The 14,745-nt window shown below is 61.6% G+C and carries 16 protein-coding genes; 2 read left to right on the top strand and 14 right to left on the bottom strand.

The genetic code is table 11. The annotated features are described in order from the left end of the window. Position 1: 1 nt before the first annotated feature. The 11 genes from lipB to PSCI_RS12985 form a co-directional block, all read right to left on the bottom strand. Positions 2-649, bottom strand: coding sequence for a lipoyl(octanoyl) transferase LipB (gene lipB / locus PSCI_RS13035; RefSeq protein ID WP_045487357.1), 648 nt, complete (start codon positions 647-649; stop codon positions 2-4). Then, complete coding sequence (locus PSCI_RS13030; protein WP_045487354.1) at positions 649-924, bottom strand: DUF493 domain-containing protein; 276 nt, start codon at positions 922-924, stop codon at positions 649-651. Before PSCI_RS13030 ends, lipB begins: the two co-directional genes overlap by 1 nt. 175 nt (positions 925-1,099) lie before the next feature. Beyond that, complete coding sequence (locus PSCI_RS13025) at positions 1,100-2,260, bottom strand: D-alanyl-D-alanine carboxypeptidase family protein (RefSeq protein ID WP_045487351.1); 1,161 nt, start codon at positions 2,258-2,260, stop codon at positions 1,100-1,102. Between the two features lie 217 nt (positions 2,261-2,477). Continuing rightward, positions 2,478-3,485: a septal ring lytic transglycosylase RlpA family protein gene (locus PSCI_RS13020; protein WP_045487348.1), complete on the bottom strand. Its 1,008-nt coding sequence runs from the start codon at positions 3,483-3,485 to the stop codon at positions 2,478-2,480. Continuing rightward, a complete protein-coding gene (gene mltB, locus PSCI_RS13015; RefSeq protein ID WP_045487345.1) occupies positions 3,485-4,492 on the bottom strand; it encodes a lytic murein transglycosylase B in 1,008 nt (335 codons plus the stop codon). Before mltB ends, PSCI_RS13020 begins: the two co-directional genes overlap by 1 nt. Before the next feature lie 17 nt (positions 4,493-4,509). Further along, entirely contained in the window at positions 4,510-5,613 is a 1,104-nt protein-coding gene (gene rodA / locus PSCI_RS13010; RefSeq protein WP_045494235.1) for a rod shape-determining protein RodA, read from the bottom strand. Positions 5,614-5,644: 31 nt separating this feature from the next. Beyond that, a complete protein-coding gene (gene mrdA / locus PSCI_RS13005) occupies positions 5,645-7,564 on the bottom strand; it encodes a penicillin-binding protein 2 (RefSeq protein WP_045487342.1) in 1,920 nt (639 codons plus the stop codon). Positions 7,565-7,574: 10 nt separating this feature from the next. Then, positions 7,575-8,042 (bottom strand): 23S rRNA (pseudouridine(1915)-N(3))-methyltransferase RlmH, encoded by a 468-nt coding sequence (gene rlmH / locus PSCI_RS13000; protein WP_045487340.1) that lies wholly within the window; start codon positions 8,040-8,042, stop codon positions 7,575-7,577. Positions 8,043-8,051: 9 nt separating this feature from the next. After that, positions 8,052-8,438, bottom strand: a complete 387-nt coding sequence (gene rsfS, locus PSCI_RS12995) for a ribosome silencing factor (protein WP_045487338.1) — start codon at positions 8,436-8,438, stop codon at positions 8,052-8,054. Between the two features lie 6 nt (positions 8,439-8,444). After that, positions 8,445-9,155, bottom strand: a complete 711-nt coding sequence (nadD, locus tag PSCI_RS12990; RefSeq protein ID WP_162484352.1) for a nicotinate-nucleotide adenylyltransferase — start codon at positions 9,153-9,155, stop codon at positions 8,445-8,447. A 37-nt stretch (positions 9,156-9,192) separates the two neighbouring features. Then, positions 9,193-10,464, bottom strand: a complete 1,272-nt coding sequence (locus tag PSCI_RS12985; protein WP_045487333.1) for a glutamate-5-semialdehyde dehydrogenase — start codon at positions 10,462-10,464, stop codon at positions 9,193-9,195. 257 nt (positions 10,465-10,721) lie between these two features. Between PSCI_RS12985 and PSCI_RS12980 the strand changes: the two genes are divergently transcribed. Continuing rightward, positions 10,722-11,405, top strand: coding sequence for a DNA-3-methyladenine glycosylase (locus tag PSCI_RS12980; RefSeq protein ID WP_162484333.1), 684 nt, complete (start codon positions 10,722-10,724; stop codon positions 11,403-11,405). Between the two features lie 2 nt (positions 11,406-11,407). Then, a complete protein-coding gene (locus PSCI_RS12975) occupies positions 11,408-12,730 on the top strand; it encodes a bifunctional DedA family/phosphatase PAP2 family protein (RefSeq protein ID WP_045487330.1) in 1,323 nt (440 codons plus the stop codon). 264 nt (positions 12,731-12,994) lie between these two features. Here the strand turns inward: PSCI_RS12975 and PSCI_RS12970 are convergent, their stop codons facing one another. The 3 genes from PSCI_RS12970 to PSCI_RS12960 are packed head-to-tail and all read right to left on the bottom strand — an operon-like array spanning position 12,995 to position 14,671. Next, a complete protein-coding gene (locus PSCI_RS12970) occupies positions 12,995-13,585 on the bottom strand; it encodes an LON peptidase substrate-binding domain-containing protein (RefSeq protein WP_045487327.1) in 591 nt (196 codons plus the stop codon). Between the two features lie 10 nt (positions 13,586-13,595). Further along, positions 13,596-14,312 (bottom strand): LrgB family protein, encoded by a 717-nt coding sequence (locus PSCI_RS12965; protein WP_045487324.1) that lies wholly within the window; start codon positions 14,310-14,312, stop codon positions 13,596-13,598. Next, positions 14,309-14,671 (bottom strand): CidA/LrgA family protein, encoded by a 363-nt coding sequence (locus PSCI_RS12960; RefSeq protein WP_045487321.1) that lies wholly within the window; start codon positions 14,669-14,671, stop codon positions 14,309-14,311. Before PSCI_RS12960 ends, PSCI_RS12965 begins: the two co-directional genes overlap by 4 nt. Positions 14,672-14,745 lie beyond the last annotated feature (74 nt).

The raw sequence follows: 14,745 nt of genomic DNA, 5'->3' as shown, positions 1-14,745 counted from the left end.
ATCAGTCTATTCCGCCCGTAAGGGTCGCCTGCTCAGCATAGTCGAGGTGTCTGACGAGCTGCGCACGCAGCCGGGCACTTACCTCGGCAAATTCTATTGACCCGGCATGTTCGCTCAGCTGGGTCATCTTCAGCCCCGCATAACCGCAGGGATTGATGCGCCGGAACGGTTCCAGGTCCATGTCGACGTTCAACGCCAGGCCATGAAACGAACAACCGTTGCGAATGCGCAGGCCGAGCGACGCGATTTTCGCGCCGTCGACATAGACACCTGGTGCATCGGCCTTGGCCGCTGCAGTAACACCGTAGCTGCCCAGCAACTGGATCAGGCTGTTCTCGATCCGGGTAACAAGATCGCGAACACCACAGCCCTTGCGCCGGACATCCAGCAGCAGATAGGCAACCAGTTGACCAGGGCCATGATAAGTCACCTGGCCACCACGATCGACCTGCACGACCGGAATATCTCCGGGCAACAGCAGATGCTCGGCCTTGCCGGACTGCCCCTGGGTAAATACCGGCGGGTGCTCGACCAGCCAGACCTCATCGGCAGCCTCGCGGCTACGGGTGTCGGTAAAACGCTGCATCGCCTGCCAGGCCTGGCGGTAATCGACCAGACCCAGTTCACGAATGCCCAGTACATCGCTCATCAGAGCACCATGTGTACGATACCTGTCGCGCGCAAGGCGCTGTTGATATCGCGCAGTTGCTCTTCGCCGGTGGCGACGATGTGCAGTTGTACCGTGGTGTACTTGCCGTTGCTGCTTTGGCGCTCGGCCAGGGTGTCGATATCCACCGTGGCGTACTTGCTGAGGATCTCGATCACAGTATCAGTAAAGCCCACACCGGTATCACCGATCACCTTGATCGGGTAGTCGTTGCAGGGAAACTCGATTTTTGGCGACTGGACGTCGGTATCGGTCATGGCAGTAAAGGTCTCACAAGCCGTAAAGACGGACACGCCGCTGGTCCCAGGCAAGGACAAGCGGCGAAAAGATCGGCATTGATCAGGGCACACACAATAATCGGTTACGCGGGGTCAGGCGCCGTAACGGAGCGGCTTGCCTGACCCAGGCTCGCGATCTGCGTGCGAACCCGAATTAATTGAACAGGCCGAAGAAGAACAGGCGAATGCTATCCCACACGCGGCGGAAAAAGCCACCTTCCTCAACAGCATCGAGTGCGATCAGGTCAGCGGTGTGTATCACTTTGTCGTCCATGCGCACTTCAACCTTGCCGATAACATCGCCTTTGGCGATAGGCGCGATGAGCTGCGGATTCATGGTCATGCTGGCCGACAGCTTCTTCATTTGCCCTTTAGGCATGGTCAGGCTCAGATCCGACGCCAGGCCAGCCTTGACCTGACGTGTTGCACCTTTCCAGACCGGAGCCTGGGCCAGCTCCTGGCCTTTCTGGTAGAAGTTCTGGGTTTCGAAGAAACGGAAACCGTAGGTCAGCAGCTTCTGGGTTTCAGCCGCACGGGCCTGCTCGCTGTTGGTGCCGAAGACCACGGCGATCAGACGAGTGCCATCACGTACCGCCGACGACACCAGGCAGTAGCCAGCCTCTTCGGTGTGACCGGTCTTCAGGCCATCAACTGTCTTGTCGCGCCACAGCAGCAGGTTACGGTTAGGCTGCTTGATGCCGTTCCAGAAGAACTCTTTCTGCGAGTAGATCGCATAGTGCGCCGGATCTTCGTTGATGATCGCGCGGGCCAGCTTGGCCATGTCGTGCGCCGAGGAGTAGTGCTCGGGGTGCGGCAGGCCGGTGGGGTTCATGAAGTGGGTGTTGGTCAGCTTTAGGTCGGCCGAGGTCTTGTTCATCAGGTCGGCAAACGCGTCTTCACTGCCGGCGATGTGCTCGGCAATCGCCACACTGGCATCGTTACCCGACTGAATGATCACGCCGTGCAGCAGATCACTGACGCTGACCTGGCTGCCAACCTTGATGAACATCCGCGAGCCACCGGTGCGCCAGGCATTTTCACTGACGGTTACCGGGTCATTTTCACCGATCTGGCCACGACGGATTTCCAGGGTCGCGATATAGGCGGTCATCAGTTTGGTCAGGCTGGCTGGCGGCAGACGCTGGTCGCCGTTGCTCTCCACCAGAACGTTACCGCTGGCGGCATCCATCAGCACGTAGGACTTGGCGGCCAACTGCGGTGCAGCCGGTGTCATCTGCTCTACGGCCCATGCAGTGGGGGCGATCATCAGTGGCACTAGCAGGCACAGACGTTTTGCGAAGGTTGTGATGTTCATCCGTCTCTCGAAATTGCTGAATGGGCAGATATGCCCTCGCGGGCAAAACTCAAGGATCCGTCGCAGGCAGCGCCGCCCACGAGGTCCCGTAATGCCAGGCCAAACCTGGCAGGCAAGCCCCACAGGGCATTGCCGTCTACAACGCCGCCTCCTGCTCTGCACGGCAGATTGAGGCACGCTGCGCACCACCGGCGCACATGTCGCCGGCAGCGGTGGATCAATCGGCGGTTACCACACTGGGTTGCCCCAGGTTGGCCGACCTTACGCTGTCCTGCAGTTGCTGGGCCTCACCCTGCGTCGCCACCGGCCCCATCCGCACGCGATAGAGCGTCTGCTGGTTGCGGGCGATGGAACTGACGAACACCGGTGCGCGGACCATCGTGCTCAGCTTCGAGCGCAGCAGCTCCGCAGCATCCGGATTGGCGAAGGCTCCGACCTGGAGAAACAGCCCATCGGCTGATCCTGAAGCGTTTTTTTTTGCCTCGTCCTGCAAGGGTACAGGCGGCGCGGCGTGTTGCTGAGGCGGCGGAGTCCATTGCTCGATGGTCCCGGCCGAGGCAGTGATCACCGGCGCGGCGGGCTTGGGAGCCGGCTGTGCCTGGGCCATCATCAACGGCGCCGAGCGGCCACGCTGGGCCCACCACTCCTGAGGATCGATGCCTTCGACCTTGACCCGCGCCGTGCCGCTTTCGGCATAGCCAAGCTTCTTGGCCGCAGCATAGGACAGGTCGATGATCCGGTCCGAATAGAACGGCCCGCGATCGTTGACCCGCAGTACCACAGTGCGGTTGTTGTCGAGGTTGGTGACCTTCACGTAGGTCGGCAGCGGCAAGGTCTTGTGCGCGGCACTCATGCCATACAGGTCATAGACTTCGCCGTTGGCGGTGTTCTGGCCGTGGAACTTGGTGCCATACCAGGATGCCGTACCGGTGGCCACATAGCGCCGACCATCGTTCATCGGAAAATAACTCTTGCCCAACACGGTGTAGGGGTTGGCCTTGAAGGCACCGGTGTGCAGGGTCGGGGTGGCGTCGGGAATCTTCGAGATATCCACATCCCACCATGGCGCGCCATCCTTGTGGGCGCGGTTGATGTCCAGCCCCGGCGCAGAGCGCACGGCCTGACTGCCGCTGTGTTGCGGTGAGCGGCTGGACGACGAGCAGCTGGCAAGCACCAGACCGATCCCGACATACACCAGCAATTTGAATGAGGTACTTGCCCGCATTACTTGACGCCTCGAGCTTGAACCAGAGATTCGGAGAGCTGATGCACGGCCATGGCGTACATCACACTCCGGTTATAGCGAGTGATCGCGTAAAAATTGTTCAACCCTATCCAGTATTCGGGCCCGTTGTCACCCTCCAGGCGAAACGCGGTCACTGGCAGGTCATCGCGCAGCGCATCATGACTTGCCCAGCCCAGGCCTCGCAACTCTCCCAGGCTCATGACCGGATCAAGCCCAGGGCTCAGGCCCTGCTCGGCTTGCGCGCCCGAGACATTGGCGCGGCTGACCACTGGCTGGCCCGCTGCCCAGCCGTGACGCTTGAAATAACTGGCAACACTGCCGATGGCATCGTCCGGATCAGTCCAGATGTTGATATGGCCATCACCGTCGAAATCTACCGCATAGGCGCGAAAGCTGCTGGGCATGAACTGCGGCAGCCCCATCGCCCCGGCATAGGAGCCCTTGATGGTCAGCGGGTCGATCTGCTGTTCACGGGCCAGCAGCAGGTACTCGCGCAGCTCCTTGCGAAAGAACGTGGCGCGTGGCGGATAGTCGAAACCCAGGGTCGAAAGTGCATCGATCACCCGGTAATTACCGGTATTACGACCGAAAAATGTTTCTACGCCGATGATCGCGACAATGACTTGGGCAGGCACTCCGTACTCGCGCTCGGCACGTGCCAAGGTGGCCTCGTGCTGACGCCAGAAATCCACGCCACGGGCGATCCGCGCTTCGGTGATGAACATCGGCCGGTATTCTTTCCACGGCTTGACCCGCTCCGCTGGCCGGGAGATCGCATCGAGAATTGCCTGCTTGCGCTCCACATCACGGAACACACCCACCAGTTGTTCGCCGGCAAAGCCGTAGTCGCGGGTCATCTCGGCGACAAACTCGGCGACCTGCGGCGAGCCATCGTAGGAACCGGCCACAGCCTCCTGAAGCGAGCCCAGGAGGCTCATCAGGCTGACCAGCGGTACGTAGCGAGCCAGGTTGCGCGCTGCTTGCATTGAATAGTTCACCTTAATCAAGCCTGTGCAATCCATTTGCGGTGGGTATGAATCGACATCAAAACGCCAAACGCTGACAGCAAGGTCACGAGTGAAGTTCCGCCATAACTAATGAAGGGCAATGGAACCCCCACCACCGGCAGCAGACCGCTGACCATGCCGATGTTGACGAAGACGTATACAAAGAAGGTCATGGTCAGGGCGCCGGCCAGCAACTTGCCGAACAGCGTCTGGGCCTGGGCGGTGATCACCAGCCCACGACCAATCAACAGCAGGTAGACGATCAGCAGCGCACAGATGCCGACCAGGCCGAACTCTTCACCGAGCACCGCAATGATGAAGTCGGTGTGGCTCTCTGGCAGAAAGTCCAGGTGCGACTGGGTGCCCAGCAGCCAGCCTTTGCCGAATACGCCGCCCGAACCAATCGCCGCCTTGGACTGGATGATGTTCCAGCCGGTGCCCAGCGGGTCGCTTTCCGGATCAAGGAAGGTCAGTACCCGCTGTTTCTGGTAGTCATGCATGAAGAACATCCACATGACCACAGAAGCGGGCACGATGGCCGCCACCACACTCAGAATCCAGCGCCAGCGCAACCCGGCCATGAACAGCACGAAAGCACCGGAGGCCAGGATCAACAATGAGGTGCCCAGGTCAGGCTGGCGCACGATCAGCACAAAGGGAACGCCGATCAGGCCAAGACTGACCACCACATGCTTGAGCTGCGGCGGCAGGCTGCGCTTGGACAGATACCAGGCAATCGTGGCCGGCATGAGAATCTTGAGAAACTCCGAGGGCTGAAAGCGGATCACCCCGGGGATGTTGATCCAGCGGGTTGCCCCCATGGCGTTATGGCCCATGATGTCGACCACCACCAGTAACAGCACGCCGACCACATAGCCGACCGGCACCCAGCGGGCCATGAACCGGGGTTCGAACTGGGCGATGATGACCATCGCTACCATGCCGATGCCGAACGAACTGGCCTGTTTGAGCAGCAGATCCCAGTTCTTGCCGCTGGCCGAATACAGCACGAACAGGCTGCCGGCCGCCAGAATCAGCAGCAGCACCAGCAATGGCCCGTCGATATGAATGCGCTGCAGCAGCGTCGCCCGGCGACGCATCACGTCTTCGCTGGACAGCACCCGGTCGAAATTACTCTTCACGGCCGGTGGCCTCCACAACAGGCGCAGAGCCGCGCTCAGGATTGAACGAGCCGGCATATTCGGCTTTCAGATGACCGTTGCCGTCGAGCAGCCAGGCATCCATCACCTGCCGCACCACCGGCGCCGCGACCCCGGAACCGGACTCACCGTTTTCGACCATCACCGCCACGACGATCCGGGGGTTGTCGGCCGGCGCGAAACCGACGAACAAGGCGTGGTCGCGATGGCGCTCCTGAACCTTGCTGCGGTCGTACTTCTCGCCCTGCTTGATCGCCACCACCTGAGCGGTACCGCTCTTGCCGGCAATCCGGTACTGAGCGCCAATCGACGCCTTGCGCGCAGTACCGCGGGCACCGTGCATCACTTCCTGCATGCCGTGGTTGACCCTGGCCCAGTTGTTCGGGTCGCGCAGGATGATGTCCGGTATCGGGTTCTCGTCCACCGGTGTCTGACCTTCGATGGTCTTGGCCAGGTGCGGACGGATCCACTTGCCTTTACTGGCCACCAGTGCCGTGGCCTGGGCCAGTTGCAGCGGCGTGGCCTGCATGTAGCCCTGACCGATACCGAGAATCAGGGTCTCGCCGGGGAACCACGGCTGGCGGCGGGTGGTGCGCTTCCACTCACGCGAAGGCATCAGGCCGGGAGACTCTTCGAACATGTCCAGCGAGACCTTCTGGCCAATCCCGAACTTGTTCATGTAGGTCGACAGCTTGTCGATACCCAGCTTGTGGGCCAGATCGTAGAAGTAGGTGTCGTTGGAGCGCATGATCGCGGTGTCCATATCCACCCAGCCGTCACCGGAGCGGTTCCAGTTACGGTATTTGTGGTCATAGTTGGGCAACTGGTAATAACCGGGGTCGAACACCCTGGAAGTCGGCGTCACCGCCCCGCCATCCAGACCGGCGATGGCCACCGCCGGCTTGATGGTCGAGCCGGGCGGGTAGAGGCCGCGCAGGATGCGGTTGAACAACGGCCGGTCAATCGAATCACGCAACTCGGCGTAGGCCTTGAAGCTGATCCCGGTGACGAACAGGTTCGGGTCGAAGCTCGGTGCACTGACCATCGCCAGCACTTCCCCGGTGTTCGGGTCCAGCGCCACGACGGCGCCGCGACGCCCGCCCAGCGCCGCCTCGGCGGCTTCCTGCAGGTGGATGTCCAGGCCCAGCACGATGTCCTTGCCCGGCACCGGGTCGGTACGCTTGAGCACCCGCAGCACCCGACCACGGGCGTTGGTCTCGACTTCTTCGTAGCCGACCTGGCCATGCAGTTCGTTTTCGTAGAAACGCTCGATGCCGGTCTTGCCGATATGGTGCGTGCCGCTGTAGTTGATCGGGTCGAGGGTCTTGAGCTCTTTCTCGTTGATCCGCCCGACATAGCCTACCGAGTGGGCGAAGTGCGGGCCTTGCGGATAGTGCCGGACCAACTGGGCGACCACTTCCACCCCTGGCAGACGGAACTGGTTCACCGCGACCAGAGCAATCTGCTCTTCGGTCAGCTCGAACAGGATCGGCACCGGCTCGAACGGCCGCCGGCCCTGCTTCATGCGCTTCTCGAAGATAACCCGGTCATCGGCGCTCAATTGCAGCACATCGACGATGGTGTCGAGCACCTTGGCCCAGTCGCCGGCCCGCTCGCGGGTCACGCTCAGGCTGAAGCTTGGCCGGTTGTCAGCAATCACCACGCCGTTACGGTCATAGATCAGGCCACGGCTCGGCGGAATCGGCTGGACGTGGACGCGGTTGTTCTCAGACAGTGTCGAGTGGTAGTCGTACTGAATGACTTGCAGGTAATACAGCCGCGCAATCAGCACACAGACCAGCAGCACGATGGCCACAGCCCCGACCACAACACGGCTGCGCACCAGGCGGGCGTCTTTCTCGTGATCTTTGAGGCGGATCGGCTGGGACATTCGAAACGTACTACTTGTGGTAAGGATGACCGGACAGAACTGTCCAGGCGCGGTAGATCTGCTCGCCGATCAAGATACGAACCAGCGGATGCGGCAAGGTCAGCGGCGACAACGACCAGCGTTGCTCACTGCGCGCACAAACCTCCGGTGCCAGCCCTTCCGGGCCGCCGACCATAAGGTTGACGGTACGCGCGTCCAGCCGCCAGCGATCCAGCTCGCACGCCAGTTGCTCGGTGCTCCATGGCTTGCCATGCACTTCCAGCGTCACGATCCGTTCACCCGGCTGGACCTTGGCCAGCATGGCCTCGCCTTCCTGCCGGATGAGGCGCGCCACATCGGCATTCTTGCCACGGGTGTTGAGCGGGATCTCTATCAGTTCCAGCGCCAGCTCAGGTGGCAGGCGCTTGGCATATTCATGCCAGCCTTCTTCCACCCACTTGGGCATGCGTGAACCTACAGCAATCAGGCGTATGCGCACGGCAAGGTCTTATTCGTGACCAGGGGTATGGTGCGCTGCGCTGGCTGCACGGCTTTGCTCGGCACCCTGCCACAGACGCTCCAGGTCATAGAACTGACGCGATGCAGCGGTCATCACGTGCACGACGACGTCACCCAGGTCCAGCAGTACCCAGTCGCTGTCGCCCTTGCCTTCTTCACTCAGCGGCTGGACTCCGGCGGCCTTGACCTTCTCGCGGACATTTTCGACCAGCGCATTGAGCTGACGGTTGGAGCTACCGGTGCAGATCAGCATGTAATCGGCGATGCTGGTCTTGTCGCGCACGTCCATCTTGAGGATATCGGTACCTTTTACGTCTTCCAGGGCCGCGATGGCGAGGTCGACGATTTCTTCACTGCTCAGTTTCTGTTTGCTCATGAACACTCATTCACTCTTCAATGTGGATACATCCGCAGGCTTGCCGTGCAAGCCATTGTCGGGTGCTCCCTCGGTATTGGGCGCACGGTACAGACCGTGTGCTTCGATATAGGCCAGAACGGCGTCAGGCACCAGAAAACGCACTGATCGGCCTGCCGCCAGTGACTGGCGGATCTGGGTGGCAGACACCGACAGCGGCGTCTGCCAGACAAAGGTAATCTGCCCGCCCGGCCCGTCCAGAGCCTTGGGGTCGCCGACCGCCCGAGCGGCGACCAGGTCGCGCAGGGCTTCAGGCGGTTCGCTGTCGGCATCGGGCCGCTGCAGCACCACGATGTGGCAATGCTCCAGCAGTTCTTCCCAACGATGCCAGGACGGCAAGCTGCAAAAGGCATCCCAGCCCAACAGCAAAAACAGTTGATCGTGTGCAGCCATCCCGGCACGCATCGACTCCAGGGTATCGACGGTGTAGGACGGCTTGTTGCGGCGCAACTCACGGTCATCGACCGTCAACGGCGCTACCCCGGCCACGGCGCTACGCACCATGGCCAGGCGGTCTTCAGCGGTCACACTCGGCAACTCACGATGCGGGGGCCGGGCACTGGGCGTCAGACGCAGTTCATCGAGTTCGAGCAGCTCGGCTACTTCCAGGGCGCCACGCAGATGGCCGATATGCACCGGATCAAACGTGCCGCCCAACATGCCGATACGCCTGGGCAGGGCGAGCGCAGGCTCACTCATGTCAGGCAGGCTCAACTCAGACGGGCTCCTGTCCACGCAGCTGGCCATCCCCGATCACGATGTACTTCTCACAGGTCAGGCCTTCGAGCCCCACAGGGCCGCGAGCATGCAGCTTGTCGGTGGAGATGCCGATCTCGGCGCCCAGGCCGTACTCGAAGCCGTCGGCAAAGCAGGTCGGTGCGTTGACCATCACCGAACTGGAATCGACTTCAGCCATGAAGCGCCGAATCTGCGCCTGATGCTCGGAGACGATGCCGTCACTGTGGTGCGAGCCATAGTGATTGATATGCTCGATGGCCTCGTCGAGGCTGGCCACTACACGGATCGACAGGATCGCTGCCAGATACTCGGTGTGCCAGTCTTCTTCGGTGGCCGGCACTACATCAATCAACGCCCGGGTCCGCTCACAACCGCGCAGCTCGACGCCCTTTTCGCGCAGTTGCGCGGCCATCGGCGGCAAGAAATCGGCGGCAATGGCCTGATCGACCAGCAGGGTCTCCATCGCGCCGCAGATGCCATAACGGTAAGTCTTGGCGTTGAAGGCGATCTTCTGTGCCTTGTCCAGCTCCGCATGGGCGCTGACATAGATATGGCAGATACCGTCCAGATGCTTGATCACCGGCACCCGGGCGTCACGGCTGATGCGCTCGATCAGGCCCTTGCCACCGCGCGGCACGATCACATCGACGAACTCGGGCATGCTGATCAACGCGCCGACCGCCGCACGGTCAGTGGTCTCGACCACCTGCACGACACCGGCCGGCAGACCGGCTTCGGCGAGGCCCCGGGCGATACAGGTCGCCACGGCGCGGTTGGAATGGATGGCCTCGGAGCCGCCCCGCAGGATGGTCGCGTTACCGGACTTCAGGCACAGGCTGGCGGCATCGATGGTCACGTTCGGCCGCGACTCATAGATGATGCCGACCACGCCCAGCGGTACGCGCATCTTGCCAACCTGAATGCCGGAGGGTCGATGACTCATGTCACGGATGGCGCCGACCGGGTCCGGGAGGCTGGCAACCTGACGCAACCCGACAATCATGCTGTCGATACGTGCGGGGGTCAGGGCCAGGCGGTCGAGCAGGGCCGGTTCAAGGCCGTTGGCCCGGCCATTGGCCAGGTCTTGTTCGTTAGCGGCGGTCAGCTCGGCGCGAGCGGCGTCGAGTGCCGCAGCGGTGGCCAGCAGGGCGCGGTTCTTTTGCGCAGTGCTGGCCCGGCCGATCACGCGCGACGCCTCACGGGCGGCACGTCCAAGGCGGGTCATGTAGTCAAGAACGGACTCAGTCATGGTCTCAGAGGTCTTGGCAGCGAAGAAAGCGGTCGATTATAGCTGTCAGGCCGACTTAACGACAGCGCAGACAGGCGGATGGTTACGATACTGGCAAAATCTTCATCAATACCCGGTATATCGAGCCCCACAGGGGGGTGCTCGACGCTGAAACACTGGCTTGTCATCTTCCGATACAACAAAGCACTGAAAAAACCGCGATAGCGAAAGCCGCACGCTTGCTATGATCGGCGCCCTGCCCTTGCCCGCGAGCCACCATGCCCACTGCGCTGCCTAATATCCTGCCCGACAGCTTCTTCAATCGCGATGCCCAACTGCTGGCCCGCGACCTGCTGGGCAAGGTCATCCGGCACAAGGTCGGTGATTTATGGCTGGCGGCCCGCATCATCGAGACCGAAGCCTATTACCTGGCCGAAAAAGGCAGCCATGCCTCGCTGGGTTACACCGAAAAGCGTAAAGCGTTGTTTCTTGATGGCGGGCACATCTATATGTATTACGCCCGTGGCGGCGACTCGCTCAACTTCAGCGCCGAAGGGCCGGGCAACGCCGTACTGATCAAATCGGGCATGCCTTGGGTCGATGCGTTCAGCGATGCCAATGCCCTGGCACAGATGCAACTGAACAACCCTGATGCCAGTGGTGCCCTGCGTGCGCCCGAGCGGTTGTGTGCCGGGCAAACCCTGCTGTGCAAGGCCATGGGCCTGAAAGTGCCAATGTGGGACGCCAAGCGCTTCGACCCTGAGCGCATCTTTGTCGAAGACGTCGGGCTACGCCCGCCCCGCATCATTCAGGCTGCCCGCCTGGGCATCCCGTCCGGGCGTGACGAACACCTGCTGTATCGTTTCGTGGACGCCGAACAGGCACGCTGGTGCACACGGAACCCTCTCAGGCGCGGTCAGGTCGAAGGCCGCGATTACCTCATTCTGGATCAAGGAAATTGACCATGGGCGAATGGCTCAACGGCATTACCGGCTGGCTGACCGCCAACCCTTCCTGGGTCGCGGTAGCCATTTTCATCGTCGCGTTCATTGAGTGCGTGGCCATTGCCGGGATCGTGGTCCCCGGTACGGTGCTGATGTTTGCCATCGCAGCGCTGGCCGGCAGCGGGATTCTGGGCCTCAGCGACGTTCTGCTGCTGGGTTTTGCCGGGGGTATTCTGGGCGATCTGGTTTCGTATGCCGTGGGCCGGCGCTTTCACCAGAATATCCGCCGCCTGCCCGGCCTGCGTTCGCACCCGGAGTGGATGACCGGTGCCGAGGCGTATTTCCAGCGCTACGGTATTGCCAGCCTGCTGGTCGGCCGCTTCATCGGCCCGCTGCGGCCCATGCTGCCGATGATTGCCGGCATGTGCGACATGCCCTTTCCGCGTTTTCTGGCGGTCAGCATCATCGCCACCATCGGCTGGTCAATCGCTTACCTGTTGCCCGGCTGGGCCGCCGGTGCTGCCATTCGCCTGCCATTGCCAGAAGGGTTCTGGGGTGAGGCCGCTGTTGTCGGCGGGGTTCTGGCAGTGGTGTTTGGCCTGAGCATCCAGAGCAGCATGCGCAAGCAGCGCTATGCGACCCGGCTGATCAGTGGCTTGTGCCTGGTGACCATGGTGGCACTGTTTATCGGCTGGCCGTGGCTGGACAAGTTCGATCAGGGCCTGATGACGCTGGTGCAAGAGCATCGCAGCGAGGCGGCGCAGAACATTGTCCTGCTGGTGACCAGTATTGGTGATTTCCACACCCAGTTGCTGGCGGCGGCCCTGGTGGTACTGGTGCTGCTGGTTGCCCGGCAGTGGCGCCATGCGGCATTCGCGGTTGTCACCATGCTCGGCACTGCTTGTGCCAACGGTGCGCTCAAGGCGTTCTTTGCCCGCGCCCGGCCAGAGGTGCTGGTCGACCCGCTGACCACCTACAGCATGCCCAGCGGGCATAGCTCGGCAGCGTTCGCATTGTTCATGACCCTGGCCGTGCTCGCTGGCCGCAGTCAGCCGGTGCGGCTGCGCCTGGCGTGGCTGGTGCTGGGGGGCATTCCGGCGCTGGCCATTGCGCTGTCGCGGGTTTATCTGGGCGTGCATTGGCCGACCGACATTCTGGCCGGGATGATGCTGGCGCTGGGTATCTGTGCGGCGAGCCTGACGATTATTCAGCACCGCGAGCCGCTGCCGGCCATGTCGGCACGGGTCTGGTGGCTGTTGGTGCCGGCGGTGACGGCTTTGCTGGGTGGTTTTGCGGTCAATGCGCTGTCGCATGCGGTGTTGCGGTATCAGTATCTGATGTAGCGACGACTGGAAAGCGATCCGCTTTGGCTGCGAGTTGACATTTAGACTGATGAAAAGTCCTTCATCGTGTTGTCTGCACTTCAGGTTTCGCCCTGCTGGGCGAGTTACTTTGGAGCGCCAAAGTAACCAAAACGCTTGCGACGGCTAGTCCCGCTTCAAGCGGGATTCCCTTGCTCCGGTGCCGATTTGGCGTTCGGCGTCGTCTGGGCCATCTTGGTTCGTAGAGCAAAAGCAAGATCAACGGCGGTTGGCCGTTGCTCGGGCTTACGCCTGCAGGTCGCCCTGCATTTCGTCGAGCAGGCTCTGAATGGCGACCAGGCGCTCTTCGGGGTCGTCGATTTCCAGCAGTTCGATCTTGTCCTGCTCATCGAATGGCAGCAGGTAGGCCAGTTGGTTACCCAGCGATTGCTGGCCTGCCGCTTCCAGGCCCATGTCCAGCGAAGCGACCATCGGGTGTTCGGCCAGTGCATGCAGCAGCGCCACCAGGTCGGCGTCTTCTTCCTGCAAAGGCCGCTCTTGATGATCTTCAAGCCAGTGCACATCGGCGACCAGCAGTTGGTCGCGCTGGACTTCAGCACTGACAACCCGGAAGCGTCGCCCACCCACCACACGGATGCCCAGCAGGCCGTTGTCCTGTTGCTGGAAGTCGCGCACCAAGGCTTCACAGCCGATCAGCGAGTAGCCGCCCGGCGCAACACCGACCTCGCTACCTTGGGTGATGCACACCACGCCGAAGCCTTCATTGCGCTTCATGCAGCGACCGATCATGTCCAGATAGCGGGCCTCGAACAATTGCAGGTCCAGCACGCAGCCCGGAAACAACACGGTGTTCAATGGAAACAGCGGCAACGTCATAACAAGCTCCTTACACGACAACAGAGACCGCCAGCGGCAGACACAACGCCGTCGCCACACCCATCAGACTCATGGCCAGTGCGGCAAACGCACCCGCCTCCTCGCCTTCCTGCAACGCCTGGGCAGTACCCACCGCATGGGCGGTCAAGCCCAGTGCCATGCCGCGCGCAGCAGGATTATCCACCCCGCTCAATGACAACAGTAGCGGGCCGAGGATAGCCCCCAGCACGCCGGTAATCAGTACGAACACCGCAGCCAGCGCAGCGACGCCGCCCATTTGCTCGGCCACCAGCATGGCAATCGGTGACGTCACCGACTTGGGCGCCAGGGTCATGAGGATCATATGATCGGCCCCCAGCAACTCACCCAGCGCCAGACACAGACCGGTCACCAACACACCACCCAGCACCAGCGTAGTCAAGGTTGGCCATAACAACTGACGAATCCGGCGCAAATTCAGATAAAGCGGCACGGCAAGTGCAACCGTGGCGGGCCCCAGCAACGTGCCGAGGATCGCGGTGCTGTCGCGGTACTGCTCATAACTCAGGCCACAGGCCAATAAAATGCCAATCAGAATGGCCATCGACACCAGCACTGGCTGCAGGAGCACCAAGCGGCTTTTTTCGTATGCGGCCATCGCCAGTTGATAGGCGCCCAGCGTGATACCGATGCCAAACAACGGGTGGTTGATCACCGCCCCCCAGGCGCCGTGCCAGTCGAGCATCATGGGGTTTCCTTACGGCGGGCCTGGCGCTCGGTGAGTTTTTGCATCAATACGCCGACAAACACCACCGACACCACTAGCGACACCACCAAGGTGCCGAAGATCGCCCAGAAGTCTCGGGCAATCGCCCCGGCATAAGCCATCACCCCCACCGCCGGCGGCACCAGCAGCAATGGCAGGTAACGCAGCAGACTGGTCGCGGCCTGGCTGATCGGCTCATCGACCTCCCCGCGCACCATCAAAAAGCCCAGCAACAAGATCATGCCAATGATCGGCCCCGGCAGGATGGGGATAAACAGGTGATTGAGTGCAGTCCCCAGCAACTGGAACAACACCAGCGCCGTCAGTCCTCGTAGCAGCATGCGTACTCCGGCAAATGCAAATGTACGGGGCTCATTATAAGCATGGCAAACCTGCGGCCATATAACACTCCCGC

The sequence above is a fragment of the Pseudomonas sp. StFLB209 genome, from assembly GCF_000829415.1.
Lineage (GTDB): Bacteria > Pseudomonadota > Gammaproteobacteria > Pseudomonadales > Pseudomonadaceae > Aquipseudomonas.
Note: the sequence above shows the minus strand (reverse complement) of the source record. Positions and strands in the feature narration are given on the sequence as shown.

Excerpts from the sequence above, each read along its gene's own strand:
- lipB (WP_045487357.1), bottom strand. The coding sequence starts at position 649 with ATGAGCGATGTACTGGGCATTCGTGAACTGGGTCTGGTCGATTACCGC.
- PSCI_RS13030 (WP_045487354.1), bottom strand. The coding sequence starts at position 924 with ATGACCGATACCGACGTCCAGTCGCCAAAAATCGAGTTTCCCTGCAAC.
- PSCI_RS13025 (WP_045487351.1), bottom strand. The coding sequence starts at position 2,260 with ATGAACATCACAACCTTCGCAAAACGTCTGTGCCTGCTAGTGCCACTG.
- PSCI_RS13020 (WP_045487348.1), bottom strand. The coding sequence starts at position 3,485 with ATGCGGGCAAGTACCTCATTCAAATTGCTGGTGTATGTCGGGATCGGT.
- mltB (WP_045487345.1), bottom strand. The coding sequence starts at position 4,492 with ATGCAAGCAGCGCGCAACCTGGCTCGCTACGTACCGCTGGTCAGCCTG.
- rodA (WP_045494235.1), bottom strand. The coding sequence starts at position 5,613 with ATGCGTCGCCGGGCGACGCTGCTGCAGCGCATTCATATCGACGGGCCA.
- mrdA (WP_045487342.1), bottom strand. The coding sequence starts at position 7,564 with ATGTCCCAGCCGATCCGCCTCAAAGATCACGAGAAAGACGCCCGCCTG.
- rsfS (WP_045487338.1), bottom strand. The coding sequence starts at position 8,438 with ATGAGCAAACAGAAACTGAGCAGTGAAGAAATCGTCGACCTCGCCATC.
- PSCI_RS12985 (WP_045487333.1), bottom strand. The coding sequence starts at position 10,464 with ATGACTGAGTCCGTTCTTGACTACATGACCCGCCTTGGACGTGCCGCC.
- PSCI_RS12980 (WP_162484333.1), top strand. The coding sequence starts at position 10,722 with ATGCCCACTGCGCTGCCTAATATCCTGCCCGACAGCTTCTTCAATCGC.
- PSCI_RS12975 (WP_045487330.1), top strand. The coding sequence starts at position 11,408 with ATGGGCGAATGGCTCAACGGCATTACCGGCTGGCTGACCGCCAACCCT.
- PSCI_RS12970 (WP_045487327.1), bottom strand. The coding sequence starts at position 13,585 with ATGACGTTGCCGCTGTTTCCATTGAACACCGTGTTGTTTCCGGGCTGC.
- PSCI_RS12965 (WP_045487324.1), bottom strand. The coding sequence starts at position 14,312 with ATGATGCTCGACTGGCACGGCGCCTGGGGGGCGGTGATCAACCACCCG.
- PSCI_RS12960 (WP_045487321.1), bottom strand. The coding sequence starts at position 14,671 with ATGCTGCTACGAGGACTGACGGCGCTGGTGTTGTTCCAGTTGCTGGGG.